General features: G+C 70.8%; 14 protein-coding genes and 2 tRNA genes. 8 read left to right on the plus strand and 8 right to left on the minus strand.

Translation table 11 applies throughout. From position 1 onward, the window contains the following. The 3 genes from G6N75_RS02850 to G6N75_RS02860 form a co-directional block, all read right to left on the minus strand. Positions 1 to 984 (minus strand): ABC transporter transmembrane domain-containing protein (locus tag G6N75_RS02850; RefSeq protein ID WP_346765477.1); only part of this gene is annotated, 984 nt, incomplete at its 3' end. Continuing rightward, positions 974 to 1,981, minus strand: a complete 1,008-nt coding sequence (cydB, locus tag G6N75_RS02855; protein ID WP_165346564.1) for a cytochrome d ubiquinol oxidase subunit II — start codon at positions 1,979 to 1,981, stop codon at positions 974 to 976. The genes G6N75_RS02850 and cydB, both read right to left, overlap by 11 nt. Before the next feature lie 3 nt (positions 1,982 to 1,984). Beyond that, entirely contained in the window at positions 1,985 to 3,394 is a 1,410-nt protein-coding gene (locus G6N75_RS02860; RefSeq protein ID WP_165346565.1) for a cytochrome ubiquinol oxidase subunit I, read from the minus strand. Between the two features lie 259 nt (positions 3,395 to 3,653). Here G6N75_RS02860 and G6N75_RS02865 point away from each other — a divergent pair, with 259 nt between their 5' ends. From G6N75_RS02865 to G6N75_RS02885, 5 genes are all read left to right on the plus strand, one after another. Next, entirely contained in the window at positions 3,654 to 3,926 is a 273-nt protein-coding gene (locus tag G6N75_RS02865; protein ID WP_165346566.1) for an HU family DNA-binding protein, read from the plus strand. Positions 3,927 to 3,946: 20 nt separating this feature from the next. Next, a tRNA-Val gene (locus G6N75_RS02870) sits at positions 3,947 to 4,022 on the plus strand. A gap of 11 nt (positions 4,023 to 4,033) precedes the next feature. Then, positions 4,034 to 4,110: transfer RNA gene (locus G6N75_RS02875), tRNA-Asp, on the plus strand. An 82-nt stretch (positions 4,111 to 4,192) separates the two neighbouring features. Then, complete coding sequence (locus G6N75_RS02880; RefSeq protein WP_165346567.1) at positions 4,193 to 6,073, plus strand: SurA N-terminal domain-containing protein; 1,881 nt, start codon at positions 4,193 to 4,195, stop codon at positions 6,071 to 6,073. A 1-nt stretch (position 6,074) separates the two neighbouring features. Beyond that, entirely contained in the window at positions 6,075 to 7,370 is a 1,296-nt protein-coding gene (locus tag G6N75_RS02885) for a dicarboxylate/amino acid:cation symporter (RefSeq protein WP_165346568.1), read from the plus strand. A 63-nt stretch (positions 7,371 to 7,433) separates the two neighbouring features. Here G6N75_RS02885 and G6N75_RS02890 read toward each other — a convergent pair whose 3' ends face one another. From G6N75_RS02890 to gloB, 4 genes are read right to left on the minus strand one after another with little or no spacing between them, the layout of a single operon-like run. Then, positions 7,434 to 8,267 (minus strand): FkbM family methyltransferase, encoded by an 834-nt coding sequence (locus tag G6N75_RS02890; RefSeq protein ID WP_165346569.1) that lies wholly within the window; start codon positions 8,265 to 8,267, stop codon positions 7,434 to 7,436. 8 nt (positions 8,268 to 8,275) lie between these two features. After that, the gene (locus G6N75_RS02895) at positions 8,276 to 9,067 is read right to left on the minus strand and encodes an enoyl-ACP reductase (protein ID WP_165346570.1); all 792 of its coding nucleotides are present in this window, start codon (positions 9,065 to 9,067) and stop codon (positions 8,276 to 8,278) included. 24 nt (positions 9,068 to 9,091) lie between these two features. Next, positions 9,092 to 10,711, minus strand: a complete 1,620-nt coding sequence (locus G6N75_RS02900) for a LysM peptidoglycan-binding domain-containing protein (protein ID WP_346765476.1) — start codon at positions 10,709 to 10,711, stop codon at positions 9,092 to 9,094. Positions 10,712 to 10,725: 14 nt separating this feature from the next. Then, positions 10,726 to 11,496: a hydroxyacylglutathione hydrolase gene (gloB, locus tag G6N75_RS02905; protein WP_165346571.1), complete on the minus strand. Its 771-nt coding sequence runs from the start codon at positions 11,494 to 11,496 to the stop codon at positions 10,726 to 10,728. Between the two features lie 95 nt (positions 11,497 to 11,591). Between gloB and G6N75_RS02910 the strand changes: the two genes are divergently transcribed. Genes G6N75_RS02910 through dnaQ form a run of 3 tightly spaced genes read left to right on the plus strand, consistent with a single transcriptional unit; the run spans position 11,592 to position 13,485 of the window. After that, the gene (locus G6N75_RS02910; protein ID WP_165346572.1) at positions 11,592 to 12,296 is read left to right on the plus strand and encodes a methyltransferase domain-containing protein; all 705 of its coding nucleotides are present in this window, start codon (positions 11,592 to 11,594) and stop codon (positions 12,294 to 12,296) included. Further along, positions 12,293 to 12,751: a ribonuclease HI gene (gene rnhA, locus G6N75_RS02915; RefSeq protein ID WP_165346573.1), complete on the plus strand. Its 459-nt coding sequence runs from the start codon at positions 12,293 to 12,295 to the stop codon at positions 12,749 to 12,751. The genes G6N75_RS02910 and rnhA overlap by 4 nt, the downstream gene beginning before the upstream one ends. Continuing rightward, the gene (gene dnaQ / locus G6N75_RS02920) at positions 12,748 to 13,485 is read left to right on the plus strand and encodes a DNA polymerase III subunit epsilon (protein WP_165346574.1); all 738 of its coding nucleotides are present in this window, start codon (positions 12,748 to 12,750) and stop codon (positions 13,483 to 13,485) included. The genes rnhA and dnaQ overlap by 4 nt, the downstream gene beginning before the upstream one ends. Here dnaQ and G6N75_RS02925 read toward each other — a convergent pair. After that, on the minus strand, positions 13,482 to 15,614 hold a 2,133-nt coding region (locus G6N75_RS02925; RefSeq protein WP_165346575.1), incomplete at its 5' end, for a PQQ-dependent sugar dehydrogenase. The genes dnaQ and G6N75_RS02925 overlap by 4 nt on opposite strands.

Consider the following 15,614-nt stretch of genomic DNA (forward strand, 5'->3'; position numbering starts at 1 on the left):
CACCCCGCGGATGCTGCGGGCCGCCGCCAGGGCGCCGGCACGATCGTGCCAGTGCTGGGCCAGGGTGCGCAGCGGGTTGAAGAACTCCGGCGCCAGCAGCAGGACGAACAGGCCGGTGAACAGCGTCAGCGACTCGGCCGGGCCCAGCTCGATGAAGCCGAGCAGGCCGAAGCCGATGTAGACCGCGAGCACCGCAATCGCCACCGAGCTGAAGAACTCGAGCACGGCGGAAGACAGGAAAGCGACCCGCAGCACCTGCATGGTCCGGCTGCGGAAGTCCTCGGAGAAGTCGGCGATCCGCTGCGCCTCCCGCTGTTCGGCGCCGAAGCGGCGCAGGACGTCGAGGCCCTGCAGGCGGTCGAAGAAAATACCCCCCAGCCGCGCCAGCGCGGCCTGTTGCTGGTGGCTGACCTGCTCGGCGCCCCAGCCGACGAGGATCATGAAGCCCGGGATCAGCGGCGCGCTCAGCAGCAACAGCAGCCCGGCCAGCCAGTCGGCCAGGGCGACGGCGATCACGATGGCGACCGGCACCACCCGGACCGTGACCATCTGCGGCAGGAAGCGCGCGTAGTAGGGATCGAGCAGCTCCACCTGCTCGATCAGCACGGTGCCGAGCGCCCCCGTGCCCTGGCGGCCCTTGAGCAGCGGCCCGGCGTCGACCATCCGGCTGAAGAGCTCGCCGCGCAGGGCCTGGCGCACCGCGCCCGAAGCCCGGGCAGCGAGGATGCCGCGCACCCCGCCGATGGCGGCCCGGAGGACGAAGACGAGAAGCAGCAGGGCGAGGGCCGGAGCGAGCTCGCCCAGCCCTGCGCCGGCGACGATCGCCTTAGCCAGGATCCAGGCCAGCAGGCCGGCCTGCGCCAGCACGCAGGCGGCTTCGACGACCGCGAGCGCAAAGGCGGCGGGCGCCAGCCAGGCCGGCGCCCGCGCTTGCAGCCAGTCACCCGGGCCCGCGGCGGGTCCGGGTGCCGGCTCAGTGGCCAGCGTAACCGGCCCCCGCGGTGACCTTGCCGCGGAACACCCAGTAGGTCCAGGCGGTGTAGCCCAGCACGATCGGGATCAGGAACATGAAGCCGATCAGCAGGAACAGCTGGCTGCCCGGATCCGAGGCGGCATCCCAGAAGGTGTAGTTCGGCGGCACCGCGAGCGGCCACATGGAGATCAGGATCCCGAGGTAGAACATCGAGAACAGGATCATGGAGCCGATGAACGGCGCGATATCAGACCGCTGCTTCAGCTTGTAGAACACCCAGGCCGCGAAGATCAAGGTGGTCGCCGGGAACAGCCACAGCCAGTTGACGTGGTCGAACCAGCGCGCCATCACCCGCTCGTTGGTCAGCGGCGTCCAGGCGCTCACCAGGACGAAGAACAGCAGCACGACGCCGAGCAGTTTCGGCGCCAGCTTGAAGGCCCAGTCCTGGGTCTTGCCCTCGGTCTTCATGATGGTCCAGGTCACGCCGAGCAGGGCGTAACCCGCGACCACGCCAAGGCCGGTCATCAACGTGAAGGGCGTCAGCCAGTCGAAGGCGCCGCCGACGTAACGGCCGTCCACCACGTTGAAGCCCTGCACGTAGCTGCCGATCACCGCGCCCTGGGCGAACGACGCCACTGTCGAGCCGCCGAAGAAGGCCACGTTCCACCACTTCTTCCCGGTGGTCGCCTTGAAGCGGAACTCGAAGGCTACGCCGCGGAAGATCAGGCCCGCCAGCAACAGGAACACGCCGATGTAGAGGGCCGGCAGGAAGACCGCGTAGATCATCGGGAAGGCCGCCAGCAGGCCGGCGCCGCCGAGGATCAGCCAGGTCTCGTTGCCGTCCCACACCGGGGCGACGGAGTTCATCATCAGGTCGCGCGACTCCTCGTCCGGGGCGAAGGGGAAGAGAATGCCCACGCCGAGGTCGAAACCGTCCATCAGCACGTACATGAACACGCCGAAACCGATCAGCAATACCCAGATCAGGGTCAGGTCGATGAGTTCCATGGCTCAGCTCCTCCCCGCGCCGGCCGGCGCTTCAAACTCGCCCCCGACCGCGGACCACGGCCGCTTCGGCGTGCCGGTGATCTGCGCATGGGCATGCTCCACCTCGTCGGGGCCGGCCACGATGACCTTGCGCAGGTAGTGCAGGCCGGCGGCGAACACCACGGCGTAGACCGCGATGTAGCCGAGCAGCGTCACCAGCGCCATCCAGCCCGTCAGCGACGGCGTGAGGCCCTCGCCCACGGTCATCATCCCCTGGATGATCCACGGCTGGCGTCCAACCTCGGTGACGAACCAGCCGGCCACCACGGCGACGAAGGGCAGCGGGATCATCAGGCTGAAGATCCGCAGCAGGCCCGACGACTGGTACAGCGTGCCGCGCCACAGCTTGAAGGCGGCGGTGAGCGACACCAGGATCATCAGCGTGCCGATGGCCACCATGAGGCGGAAGCTCCAGAAGGTCACGCCCACCGGCGGCCGCTCCTCGGGCGGCACCGACTTCAGCCCCGGCACCACGCCGTCGGCGCTGTGCTTGAGGATCAGGCTGGCGCCGTTGGGGATGCCGAGCTCCAGATGGTTGGTCTCGTTGGCCATGTCGGGAATCGCGAACAGGAGCAGCGGGACGTTGGGCCCGGTCTCCCAGTTGCCTTCCATCGCCGCGACCTTGACCGGCTGCTCCTCGAGGGTGTTCAGGCCGTGCATGTCGCCCGACAGCAGCTGCAGCGGCGTGGCGATCGCCAGCATGATGACGCACATCTTCAGCGCCTTCTCCGCGATGTCGCCGTGCCGCCCGCGCAGCAGGTACCACGCGCTCACCCCGGCCACTACGAAGCCGCCGGTGATGAAGGAGGCCAGCGCCACGTGAGCGAAGCGATAGGGGAAGGAGGAATTGAAGATGGCCTGGGTCCAGGAGGTCATCTGGATCATGCCGTCCACCATCTCCACGCCCGCCGGCGTCTGCATCCAGCTGTTGGCCGACAGGATCCAGAACGAGGAGACGAAGGTCCCGAGCGCGACCATGCACGCGGCGAACAGGTGCAGCCCGCGCGGCACTTTCTCGCGGCCGAACAGCAGCACGCCGAGGAAGGTGGCCTCGAGGAAGAAGGCCGTCACCACTTCGTAGGCCAGGATGGGCCCGAGGAAGTTCGACGCCGAATAGGAGAAATTGCTCCAGTTGGTGCCGAATTGGAAGGCCATCACGATGCCCGAAACCACGCCCATGCCGAAGACGATGGCGAAGATCTTGGTCCAGAACTTCGACAGCTTCAGCCAGGAGGGGTCGTCGGTCTTGTAGTAGATCGCTTCCAGCAGGGCGATGTAGCTCGCCAGCCCGATGGTGAACACCGGGAAGATCGCGTGGAAGGAGACGACGAACGCGAATTGCACGCGCGAAATGAACAGCGGATCGAGTTCCATGAGCGCTCACCCGAGATTTAGAACCAGTCCATGATACGCAAAACGTGCCGGCATTCCTGTTTCGGTTTTTACGATAGCCAGGACGTGGATTGCCGCGTCGCGGCATCGTCGCCCGGAAGGCTCTCAATTGACCTTGCCGGGTGCGCTTGCTATAAAACTCGCCCTCTTACGGCGCACTCGCGCAAGGCCCGCCGGCGCGGCGGGCAAGCCAGATTGGGGCCGGGGACACAACTCACCTACAGAACACGAAGGTACGCTGATGAACAAGGGCGAATTGATCGATGCCGTGGCTGCGGCCGCCGACCTGACCAAGAGCGACGCCACCAAGGCGGTGGAAGCGTTCGTTGATTCCGTGACCCGCGCGCTGAAAAAGGGCGAACAGGTTTCCATTGTCGGCTTCGGCAGCTTCTCGGTGAAGTCGCGCGCCGCCCGCCAGGGCCGCAACCCGAAGACCGGCGAGGCCATCACCATTGCCGCCAGCAAGGTGCCGGGTTTCAAGGCTGGCAAAGCGCTCAAGGACGCAGTAAACTAGCGGGCCCTCCCGGGGAGCGCGGGTGCTTAGCTCAGCTGGGAGAGCGTCGCCCTTACAAGGCGAAGGTCGAAGGTTCGATCCCTTCAGCACCCACCAGTTGCAGTTTTGGAGCGGTAGTTCAGTCGGTTAGAATACCGGCCTGTCACGCCGGGGGTCGCGGGTTCGAGTCCCGTCCGCTCCGCCATCACCGAAAGGGCGCCCGCGTGGCGCCCTTTCATTTTCCGCTCCCGGCGAGGGCCGGGGACGCGAGCTGAGCCGAGGCTTTCATGCTGCAGAAAATCCGAGAGAAGATCACGGGCTGGGTCGCCTGGACCATCGTCATCACCATCGGCGTCGTGTTCGCCGTCTGGGGCATCGACCTGAGTTTCACGCCGCGGCCCAAGGCGGCCGAGGTCAACGGCGCGGAAGTCCCGGTGGAGCCGGTGCGGCGCGCCTACCAGGACCAGCTGGCGCGCTTCCAGCAGGCGTTCACGGGCGACGTGCCGCCGGAGATCGCGGCCGAGATCCGCCGTGGCGTGATCGAGCAGTTCGTCAGCCGCGAGCTGCTGCAGCAGCGCGTGGCCGGCCAGGGGTACCGCGTCAGCGACGCCGAGGTGGCCGCCCAGCTCAGGTCCTACGAGGCATTCCAGATCGGCGGCGAATTCAGCATGGAGGCCTACCGGGCCACGCTGCAGGGCGCCGGCTACACGCCCGCGATGTTCGAGGCCGAGCAGCGGCGCCTGCTCGAGATCCAGCAGTTGCAGGACGCCATCGTGCTGTCCTCCTTCGTGACGCCGGCGGAAGTCGAGCGCCGCGTGGCGCTGGAGCGCGAGCTGCGCGAAGTGGAGTGGGTCTCCTGGCCGCTGGAGCGCTTCCTGGCCGAGGTCGAGGTGACCGAGGCCGAGGTCGAGGCGCGTTACCGCGACAATCCCGGGCGCTGGATGACGCCGGAGTCGGTGGATCTCGCCTACGTCACGATCCGGCTCGAGGACCTCGCCGGCGAGCTCGAGGTATCGGAAGACGACCTGCGCGCCTACTACGAGTCCGAGGTCAGCCGCGAGCCGGAGCGTTTCCTCGGCCTGGAGCGCCGCAAGGCGGCGCATATCCTGCTCACCGGCGAGAACGCCGAGGAGCGGATCGCGTCGCTGCGCGCGCGCATCGAGGCCGGGGCGGACTTCGCCGAGGTGGCGGCCGAGGCCTCGGAGGACCCCGGCTCGGCCGCACGCGGCGGCGACCTGGGCTGGGTGGAGCGCGGCATGATGGTGCCCGCCTTCGAGGAAGCGCTGTTCGCCATGGAGGCCGGCACGGTCAGCGAGCCGGTGCGCTCCGAGTTCGGCTGGCACCTGATCCGGCTCGAGGAGGTGGAGCAGAGCGGCGGCGCCGGCTTCGAGGAGGTGCGCGACGAACTGCTGGCCGAATATCGCAGCCGCCAGGCCGAGGACCGTTACTACGACGACGCCGAGGCGCTGGCGCAGCTGGCTTTCGAGAACCCGGACAGCCTGGAGCCGGCGGCCGCGGCGCTAGGCTACGAGATCGAGGTCGTCGAGGGCGTCACCCGCCAGGGTGGCCCCGGGATCGCGGCCAATCCCTCGGTGCTGGCCGCCGCCTGGAGCGAGAGCGTCTTCCAGGAGCGCCAGAACAGCACCGTGATCGAGGTGAACGACGGCGAGGCTGCGGTGGTGCGCGTGGCGGACTACCACCCGCCCGAGCAGCGTCCCCTGCAGGAGGTCGCGGACCAGATTCGCGCCGAGCTGCAGCGGGAGCAGGCGGCGGCCCGGATCGCGGAGCTGGCGGCCGAGGCCGAGACGCGCCTGGCGGCCGGCGAGCCCGTAGCCGAGGTGGCGGCCGACCTGTCGGCCGACCACGTGGCCGGCCTCACGGTGGTGCGCGACGACGTCACGACGCCGCCGGCCGTGGTCAGCGCAGCGTTCTCGGCGCCGCGGCCCACGGGCGAGCCGGTGATCAACCGGGCCCAGGGTCCCAGCGGCGAGTACGTGGTCCGCGTCCTGTCGGCGACCCCCGGCGGGCTCGACCTGCTCGGGCCCGAGCAGCAGCGCGAGCTGCGCGACCGCACGCGGGGCGCGCGCGCCTCGCAGGAGCTGCAGGCCTATCTCGACGACCTGCGCGCGCGGGCCGAAGTGACGGTATTCGAGACCGCGCTGCAGTAGCGTGAGCAAGCTCCCGCTCCACTGGCGCATCCTGATCGCGATCGTCGTCGGCATCGCGGCGGGGTGGCTGGCGGGCGAAGAGGCGGCGCTGTTCGGCGTCACCTTCTACTCCGTGTTCGACTTCGTCGGCACGCTGTTCATCAATGCCCTGAAGATGCTCATCGTGCCGCTGATCGTGTCCTCGATCATCATCGGCGTCGCGGGCATCGGCGGCGGCGGCAACCTCGGCCGGCTCGGCGGCAAGACGCTGCTGTTCTACGCCACCACGTCCACCATGGCGATCCTGATCGGCCTGGTGCTGGTGAACCTGGTCCAGCCCGGCATCGTCAACGGCGAGCCGGCACGGGAGCTGCTGGCGCTCGAGGAAAGCACCCGGGCCGTCGCCGAGAGCGTCGGCGCCTCGGCGGGCTCGGGCGGGGGCGGCCAGCTGGCCCGGCTGTTCATGAGCATGGTGCCGCCCAATATCGTCATGGCGGCCGCCGAGGGCCAGATGCTGGGCCTGATCTTCTTCAGCATCGTGTTCGGCTACTTCATGACCAAGGTCGAGAACGAGCAGAGCGAGGCGATGTACCGCTTCTGGGACGGCCTGTTTGCGGTCATGATGAGAATCACCGCGTGGGTGATGGCCTTCGCCCCGATCGGCGTGTTCGGCCTGGTGGCGCGCACCGTCGCCCAGACCGGCTTCGACGCCGCGCGGCCCCTGGTCGTATTCAGCCTGACGGTGCTGGGCGCGCTGGCGCTGCACGCCCTCATCAGCATCCCGCTGCTGGTGAAGACGGTCGCCAAGGCGAGCCCGATTGCGCTCTACAAGGCCGCCGCGCCCGCGCTGCTGACGGCGTTCTCCACCGCCTCGTCCTCGGCCACGCTGCCGATCACCATGGAAGCCATGGAGAAGCGCGCGGGCGTGTCCAACCGTACCTCGAGCTTCGTGCTGCCGCTGGGCGCCACGGTGAACATGAACGGCACCGCGCTGTACGAGTGCGTGGCGGCGATGTTCATCGCCCAGGCCTACGGGCTGGAGCTGTCCTTCGGCGTGCAGTTCGTCATCGTGGTGACCGCGCTGGTGACGTCCATCGGCGTGGCCGGGATCCCTTCGGCTTCGCTGGTGGCGATCGCCATCATCCTCGCCGCCGTCGGGCTGCCGGTGGAGGCCATCGGCGTGCTGTTCGTTTTCGACCGCATCCTCGACATGGCGCGCACCGCCATCAACATCCTCGGCGACTGCGCCTGCGCCGTGATCGTGGCGAAGCTGGAAGGCGAAGAGGGCGTGCTGGCGCCGGCGGGAGCGCGGGCCTGAGAGGGGCTGAGAGGGGCCGGTCCTGGGGACTGTCCCCGGGACAGTCCCCAGGACCGGCCCCGGTCAGATAGCCAGGGCGTCGGGGTCCACGGCCGCGGCCCGCACCGCCGCGGCGGGTCGGGTCCAGACCAGCGTACGCGGCCGCAGGTCGGCCATGATCGCCGGCCGGTCGCTCGGCTTGAGGCGGCCATGGCGAATCTCCGCCGGCGCGAAGCCCAGCTCCACCATCAGGTCCAGCACGCTGGCGGGATGCACCCCGGCCTCGTCTAGCTGGGCCTGGTTGTACTCGGTCAGGACCGTGCGGCAGCGCGCCAGGGTCCGGCGCGCCCCCTGCAGGGCATGGAACTCGAAGCCTTGCACACCGATCTTCAGGCAGCCGACCCGGCGCCGCGCCAGGCCCTGCCCGCGGCAGTAATCGTCCAGCCGGATCATGCGCACCGGCAGCTGCTGCGCACGACCCGGGCGCAACGGCCGCCGCCGCCGTCCGCCGTAGCGATGCAGCACCACTTCGCCCGCCCGGTGGCCGACCGCGGCATCGACCACGGTCACGCCCTCGGCCCGGTTGCGATTGAGGTTCTCCTGCAACAGCCCGCGCGCCCAGGGATCCGGCTCGAAGGCGTGGATCTCCACCCCGCGCGGCGCGATCTGCGCCAGCAGCAGCGTGTACCAGCCCACGCTGGCGCCAATGTCGAACACCAGGTCACCCGGCTCGAGCGCGAGCCGGCGCACCAGGAAGTCGGCCACCTCCGGCGCATGCATGCCGCGCCGGTACAGCCCCGCCCCCGCCGCATCCCGGGTCGGCACCCGCAGCTCCAGGTCGAAGTCGCGCGCCTGGGCGATGACGGTCGGCCGGCCGAGCAGGTAACGCTGCAGCAAAAAAGACGTGGCGCGCAGCACGGACCGCCTCAGTCCTCGGGCAGCGACATGCCGACATGGCTGTAGCCGCCGTCGACGTAGAGGATCTCGCCCGTGATGCCGGCCGCCAGGTCGGAGCAGAGGAAGGCCGCGGCGTTGCCGACGTCCTCGATGGTGACGTTGCGCTGCAGGGGCGCGATCCGGGCCACCTGGCCGAGCATCTTGCGAAAGCCGCCGATGCCGGCCGCCGCCAGGGTCTTGATCGGGCCGGCGGAGATGCCGTTGACCCGGATCCCCTCGGCGCCGAGATCGGCCGCGAGGAAGCGCACGCTGGCCTCCAGGCTGGCCTTGGCCGGGCCCATGACGTTGTAGTTGGGCACCGCCCGCACCGCGCCGAGGTAGCTCAGCGTCAACAGCGCGCCCTGCCGGCCGCGCATCAGCGGCAGGCTGGCCTGCGCCAGCGCGGCGAAGCTGTAGGCGCTGATGTCGTGGGCGATGCGGAAACCTTCGCGGGTCACCGAGTCGACGAAGCGCCCGGAGAGCTGCTCGCGCGGGGCGAAGCCCACCGAGTGCACCAGGATGTCGAAGCCGTCGGCCCAGTGCTGGCCCAGCGCGGCGAACGCCGCCTCGATCTGGTCGTCCTCCGCCACGTCCATGCCGCAGGTGAAGGCGCCGCCGAGTTCCCCGGCCATGGCCTCGACACGGGGCTTGAGCTTCTCGCCCTGGTAGGTGAGAGCGAGCTCCGCGCCCTCGCGCTTGAAGGCCTGCGCGATGCCCCAGGCGATCGAGCGCTCGCTGGCCAGGCCGACGATCAGGGCCCGCTTGCCGTGCAAGAATCCCATGGTGTCACTCCTCTGTTGTTCTTCTCAGCCACCCGACTGGGCCGTCACGTCCACATGCAGCACCAGCCGCTGGCCGGGCTGCAGGTAACGCTTGCCGTCGAGATCGTTCCAGCGGCGGATGTCCTCCACCGAGACGCGGAAGTTGCTGGCGATGCGGTAGAGCGAGTCGCCGCGCCGCACCGTGTAGTTGACCCGCCGGATCAGCGGGCTGGCCGCGGGCGCCGCGCCGGCCTTTCCCGGCGCCTGCCAGACCACCAGGCTGCGCCCGACCGCGAGCGTGTCGCCGGGCGCCATGCCGTTCCAGGCGGCCAGCTCGCGATGGCTCACGCCGTGGCGCCGCGCGATGGACCACAGCGAGTCGCCCTTGCGCACCGTGTACTCGGCCCGCACCCGGCCGGCCCGTTCGCGGTCCTGGATGCCCGCCAGGCGGTTGTCCGCGCTCAGCGGGTACTCCGCGGCGCTGCGGGTCGAGGTCGGCACCATCAGGTGGGCGCCGGCGCGGATCCGGGTGCTGTCGAGGCCGTTGACCGACTGCAGCACGTCCACGGTGGTGCCGTAACGCCGGGCGATGCCGCCGAGCGTGTCGCCGCTGCGCACCGCGTGCCGCTGCCAGCGCATGCGCTCCTCGGCCGGCAGCCTGGCCACGGCGGCCCGGAACTGCGGCGCCGCGGCGACCGGCACCAGCAGGTGGTGCGGGCCATCGGGATCGGTGGCCCAGCGGTTGAAGCCCGGGTTGAGCTGCTGCAGCTCGGCCAGCGGGATGCCGGCCAGCTCCGCGGCCACGGCGAGATCGATCTGGCCGCCGATCTCGACCACGGCGAAGGCGGGCGCGGGCGAGAGCTCCAGCAGTGTCACGCCGTGTTCGTCGGGGGCCGCCACCACCTTGGCCAGGCCGAGCAGGCGCGGCACGTAGACGCGGGTCTCGCGCGGCAGCTTGAGATGCCAGAAGTCGGTCGGCTGCCCCAGCGACTGGTTGCGGCGGATGGCGCGGGCCACCGTGCCCTGGCCGCAGTTGTAGGCCGCGATGGCCAGCAGCCAGTCGCCGTCGAACCGCTGGTGCAGGTACTCGAGATAGTTCAGGGCCACCTCGGTGGAGGCGAGCACGTCGCGGCGGCCGTCGTACCACCAGTTCTGCTTCAGGCCGAAGTGGCGGCCGGTGCTGGGAATGATCTGCCACAGGCCGGCGGCGCGGCCGTGCGAATAGGCGAAGGGGTCGAACGCGCTCTCGACCACCGGCAGGAAGGCCAGCTCCCCCGGCAGGCCGCGCGCCTCGACCTCGGCGGCAATGTAGGGCAGGAAGGGGCGGGCGCGCTCGAAGACGCGGTTGAGGTAATCGTTGTGGCGGACGTACCAGTCGGCATGCTTCTGCACCTCTGCCCGGCCGACCGGTGGCAGCTCGAAGCGGATGCGCAGCAGGGCGATCAGCTCTGCCGGCGGGGCATCCTCGGCCGCGTCCCCGGCGTCGATTGCCGGATTGGTCGCCTCGGCGCCGGGCTGGTCGGCGGCGCTGAGCGTGGGGCGCGTGACCGCGGGCGGCAGGTTATCGTCCTCCGGCGGCGGCTCCGGCGCGGTCGGCGGCGGCGTCGCGCAGCCGGCGAGCAGCAGGAGCGCGCAGGCGGCGGCGAGTGATGCGGGTCGGGTCACGGGCGAACCTCCGGTCAGAATGCGTCTTTCCAGCGCCGCACGGCGGCGAACACTTCGATCCGCGACGCCAGCGGATGGCCGGCCTGCTGCTCGGCCGCAGCTCGGACCGCGGGCTGGTCGCAGCGCAGGAAGGGGTTGATGCGTTTTTCCAGCGCCAGCGTCGAGGGCAGGCTGGGCGTGTCGTCCTCGCGCAGCGCCGCGACGTGTTCGGCATGCTGCGCGATCTCGGCATTGCCCGGTTCCACGGCGCGCGCGAAGCGCAGGTTGGCGAGGGTGTACTCGTGGCCGCAGTAGACGTGGGTGTCGTCCGGCAGGCGGGCCAGGGTGTCGAGTGAGCCGAGCATTTGTTCCGGCGTGCCCTCGAACATGCGGCCGCAGCCGGCGCTGAACAGCGTGTCGCCGCAGAACACTGCGCCGTGGCCGTAGAAGGCGATGTGGCCGGCGGTGTGGCCGGGAATGTCGATGACGGCGAAGCTGAGCCCGAGGCGCGGCAGGTCCACGTGGTCGCCGCCGTGGACGGGATGCGTGACGCCGGCCACCGGCTCGCCGGCGGGACCCCAGCACGGGATGTCGAGGGCCTGGCGCAGCGCGGGGATGCCGCCGGAGTGGTCGGGGTGATGATGGGTCAGCAGGATCGCCGCCGCTTCCAGGCCGTCGGCTGCCAGCGCTGCGAGCACGGGCCGGGCGTCGCCCGGGTCGACGATGGCCACGCGCCGCGGGTCCGCGCCGTGGATCAGCCAGATGTAGTTGTCGCGGAAGGCCCTGACCGGTGTCACCTTGAGCATCCGCGCATTCTAGGGGGTTTGGGGACAGTCCCCAAACCCGGTCCTTGGGACCGGTCCTGGGGACAGTCCCCAAATCGCCTGCTATCCTTGCCGCCATGCCGATCTACCCGGTCGAACTCGACGACTGGCTGGCCACGCCCGCGGGCCAGCGACTGCGCCAGGCCGAGCAGGCCGTGGCGGCCGAGCCGTTGCGGCGCGTGTTCGGCTGCCAGTTGCTGCAGGTCGGCGCCTGGGGCCCGGCCGACGCTTTCATCGGACTCGCCGGGACCGCGCGGCGGGCCGTGTGCGACGAGCACCAGGCGCCCGGCGTGGGGTTCGTGGCGGAGGACTGGCAGCTGCCGGTCGCCAGCCACTCGGTGGACGCGGTGCTGCTGCCCCACACCCTCGAGCGCTCCAGCGAGCCGCACCAGCTGCTGCGCGAATGCGAGCGCGTGCTCACCGGGGGCGGGCGCCTGATCGTGCTCGGCTTCAACCCCTGGAGCGTGCTGGGCCTGCGCCGGTTGCTCACGCGCGGCGCCTGGCCGCCGGCCGTGGAGCAGCTGTACTCGGAGCGCCGCCTGCGTGACTGGCTGTCGCTGCTGAATTTCGACGTGACCGCGCGCGAGCGCTACTACCCGGCCTTCGCCGAGGCCGAGACCCGCAGCCGGCGCCGGCCGCGGCGGCTGCCCGGCTACTACGGCGGCTACCTGCTGGTCGCCGTGAAGCGCGTGCACGCCGTGACCCCGCTGCGGCGGCTGTGGCGGCGCCCCGAGCGCGCGCCCATCGGCCTGGCCGAGCCGACCACGCGGAGCCGCCTTTGACGCAGGTGGAGGCCTGGACCGACGGCGCCTGTCGCGGCAACCCGGGCCCCGGGGGCTGGGGGGTACTGCTCCGGTCCGGTGAGCGCGAGCGGGAGCTCTGGGGCGGCGAGGCGCACACCACCAACAACCGCATGGAGCTGCTGGCCGCGATCCGGGCGCTGGAGGCGCTCACCCGGCCCTGCACGGTCGATCTCTACACCGACTCGCAGTACGTGCGCGGCGGCATCACCGAGTGGCTGGCCGGCTGGAAGCGCAACGGCTGGCGCACGGCCGGCAAGAAGCCGGTGAAGAACCAGGACCTGTGGCAAGAGCTGGACGCGGCCGCGGCGCGCCACGAGATTCGCTGGCACTGGGTCAAGGGCCACAGCGGCCACCCCGAGAACGACCGGGTCGACGCGCTCGCCAACCTGGGCATCGACGAGATGCTGGCGGCCGGCGCGGAGGCGGGCCCGTGACGCGGCAGATCGTGCTCGACACCGAGACCACCGGCCTGGAGCCGGCCGAGGGCCATCGCATCATCGAGATCGGCTGCCTGGAACTGGTGAACCGGCGGCTCACCGGGCGCAAGTTCCACCAGTACCTCAATCCCGGGCGCGAGATCGACCGCGCCGCCGAGGACGTGCACGGCCTGTCGAACGCTTTCCTGGCCGACAAGCCCCGCTTCGCCGACGTGGCCGGGGAGTTCCTCGAGTTCGTGCAGGGCGCCGAGCTGGTGATCCACAACGCGGCCTTCGACCTCGGCTTCCTCGACGCCGAGCTGGCGCAGCTCGACCCCCCCGGTCCGGCCATGACCCAGGTCTGCGGCGTGCTGGACACCCTGATGCTGGCGCGCCAGCTGCACCCGGGGCAGCGCAACAGCCTGGATGCGCTGTGCAAGCGCTTCGAGGTCGATAACTCCAACCGCGAGCTGCACGGCGCCCTGCTCGACGCGCAGCTGCTGGCCGACGTCTACCTGCTGATGACGGGCGGCCAGGCGGAGCTGGTGCTGGCGGCGGAGGAGGCGACGGCGGCCGGCGGCGGCCGGCGCCGGCCGAAGCAGGTGCGGCGCCAGGGCCTGAAGCTGGTGGTGCAGCGCGCCAGCGCGGCGGAGATGGCGGCGCACGAGGCCGCGCTGGACCGGCTGGACCAGGCGCTCGGGCGGCCCTGCCTGTGGCGCCGCGAGCAGGCGGACCCGGCGGCCGAAAGCTAGTCGCAGCCGTCCAGGCCGGCGATCCAGGCGCTGATCAGCGCCAGCCCGTCCTCGTCCACCTCCAGGCTGCCGATCGGCGGCATGGCGTGCACGTCGCGGCGTCCCATGCGCAGCCAGAGCAGCGAGCGCCCCGGGTCGCCGGGGCTCAGCAGCCGGGCATCGGCCAGGCCGAGATCGCTGCCGGTCGTGCCCGGCAAGTCGCAGGTCCCGGTCGCCGCCAGCGCCACGTCGTAGCGCAGGTCCATGGCCGAAGGCGTCGGCCCGCCCGGGCGGTGGCAGCCGGCGCAGTTGGTGTGCAGGTAGGCTCGTGCCCGCAACCCCAGCGCCGCGGAGCCGAAGGGATCGGGCAGCGCCGGCAGGTCGGCGGGGTCTGCCGCCAGCGGAGGCGCCAGCAGCCCGATCGCGTCCAGGGTCCGCAGCTGGTTCGCGCTGCGGCCGGTCTGCGGATACTCGAGGTCGCCGTTCAGCTGCGCCACCTCGAGGCCCAGCGACCGGCCGGCAGCCGCCGTGTGGCACTGCATGCACTCCACTTCGCTCGGGAACAGCCAGGGGCTGCCCGAGACATCCGCCAGGGCGCCACCGATAACCCGCGTGGCATCGGTCTGCGCCTCGTTCCAGGCGTAGGTGTAACCCGCCCAGATGCCGTCCGGGTGGCGCATGAACAACCGTGTTTCGACCAGGCGTCCGTCGCGCCGGAAGCTCTTCATCAGCACCGCCCCGGGCGGGAAGCCGAAGTCGCCGTCGGCCTCCAGGGCGATGGTCCCGGTATCCGGCAGCGCCAGCCAGCGGTCCTTGGCGGCGCCGTCGGACCAGAAGGGCGCATTGGGCCGGTAGGGGATCAGGCCGGCGGCGGGCCGGGTCGGATCGGCGGGATCCACGCAGCCGGTCTCGGACAGGCTGGCCGGGATCGTGTCGGCGGGACCGGTGCCGGCCGGCTGCAGTTCGTACAGCCCGCCGCCGTAGTCCACGATGAACAAGGACCCGTCCTCGGCCTCGCCGAAGGACGAGATCGAGCGGCCCGTCTCCGCCAGCAGCGTCTTGGCATAGTCGCCGCCCGCGTCGGAGTCGAGCACCCAGAGGCGCCCGGTGACGAAATCGCCGAACAGGTAGCGGCCCTGGAACTCGGGCAGTTCGACGCCCCGGTAGACGTAGCCGCCCGTGACCGAGCGCCCCTCGCTGTGCGGGTAGTCCAGCACCGGGTCCGTGAGGCCGGCCGACGGGCAGCCCGTCGAGGGGTTGTAACAGGCGAAGCCCTCGCGGAAGCGCCAGCCGTAATTGCCGCCCCGCTCGATGAGATTGATTTCCTCGAACGCGCCCTGGCCCACGTCGCCGGCCCACAGGTTCCCCGTGGCGCGGTCGAAGCTGAAGCGCCACGGGTTGCGCAGTCCCCAGGCGAACAGCTCCGGGCAATCGGCCGCGCCCTCGCCCGTGTCGCAGCGCGGGTTGCCCGCGAAGGGATTGTCCGGCGGGATGGTGTAGTCGCCCGTCCCGGCGACCGCGATGCGCAGGAACGTGCCGAGCAGGTTGGTGGTGGTCTGGGCGTTGTTCAGGGGGTCGCCGCCGGAGCCGCCGTCGCCGATGGCGATGTACAGGTAGCCGTCGGGGCCGAACATCATGCCGCCGCCGTTGTGGTTGTTGAACGGCTGGTCGATGGTCAGCAGCACTTCCTCGGAGGCCGGATCCAAGGTCAGCCCGCCGTCGGTGCTACGGAACCGGGCGATGACCGACTGCATGCCGCCGCCCGGCGGCGTCCGGGTGTAGGACAGGTAGGCGATGCCGCTGCCGGCATAATCGGGCGCGAAGGCCAGGCCGAGCAGCCCGCCCTCGGAGGTCGCGTTGACCACGCCCGACAGGTCCAGGAACACGCTGCTGCTCGCCACCCCGGGCTGGTTGTCGAAACTGCGCACCCGGCCGGTCTTCTCCAGCACGTACCAGCGCGAGTCGTCGCCCGGCGCCTGCAGCATGAACAGCGGCTGCTGGAAGCTCAGCGCGGGGAACGCACGCTGTACCGTCAGGGCGAGCGCGCCGGCGGGGCGCGGCGGCGCGAGGCAGGTGGCGTTGGCAGGCCGCTCGTCCAGGCCGACCGGGGGATCCGCCGGCGGCGGGTCCGGGTCGGGGTCCGGATCCGG

The organism is Thioalkalivibrio sp. XN8, assembly GCF_011058255.1.
Classification (GTDB): Bacteria; Pseudomonadota; Gammaproteobacteria; order Steroidobacterales; family XN24; genus XN24.

Coding starts and splice junctions, on each gene's coding strand:
- cydB (WP_165346564.1), bottom strand. CDS start 1,981: ATGGAACTCATCGACCTGACCCTGATCTGGGTATTGCTGATCGGTTTC.
- G6N75_RS02860 (WP_165346565.1), bottom strand. CDS start 3,394: ATGGAACTCGATCCGCTGTTCATTTCGCGCGTGCAATTCGCGTTCGTC.
- G6N75_RS02865 (WP_165346566.1), top strand. CDS start 3,654: ATGAACAAGGGCGAATTGATCGATGCCGTGGCTGCGGCCGCCGACCTG.
- G6N75_RS02880 (WP_165346567.1), top strand. CDS start 4,193: ATGCTGCAGAAAATCCGAGAGAAGATCACGGGCTGGGTCGCCTGGACC.
- G6N75_RS02895 (WP_165346570.1), bottom strand. CDS start 9,067: ATGGGATTCTTGCACGGCAAGCGGGCCCTGATCGTCGGCCTGGCCAGC.
- gloB (WP_165346571.1), bottom strand. CDS start 11,496: ATGCTCAAGGTGACACCGGTCAGGGCCTTCCGCGACAACTACATCTGG.
- G6N75_RS02910 (WP_165346572.1), top strand. CDS start 11,592: ATGCCGATCTACCCGGTCGAACTCGACGACTGGCTGGCCACGCCCGCG.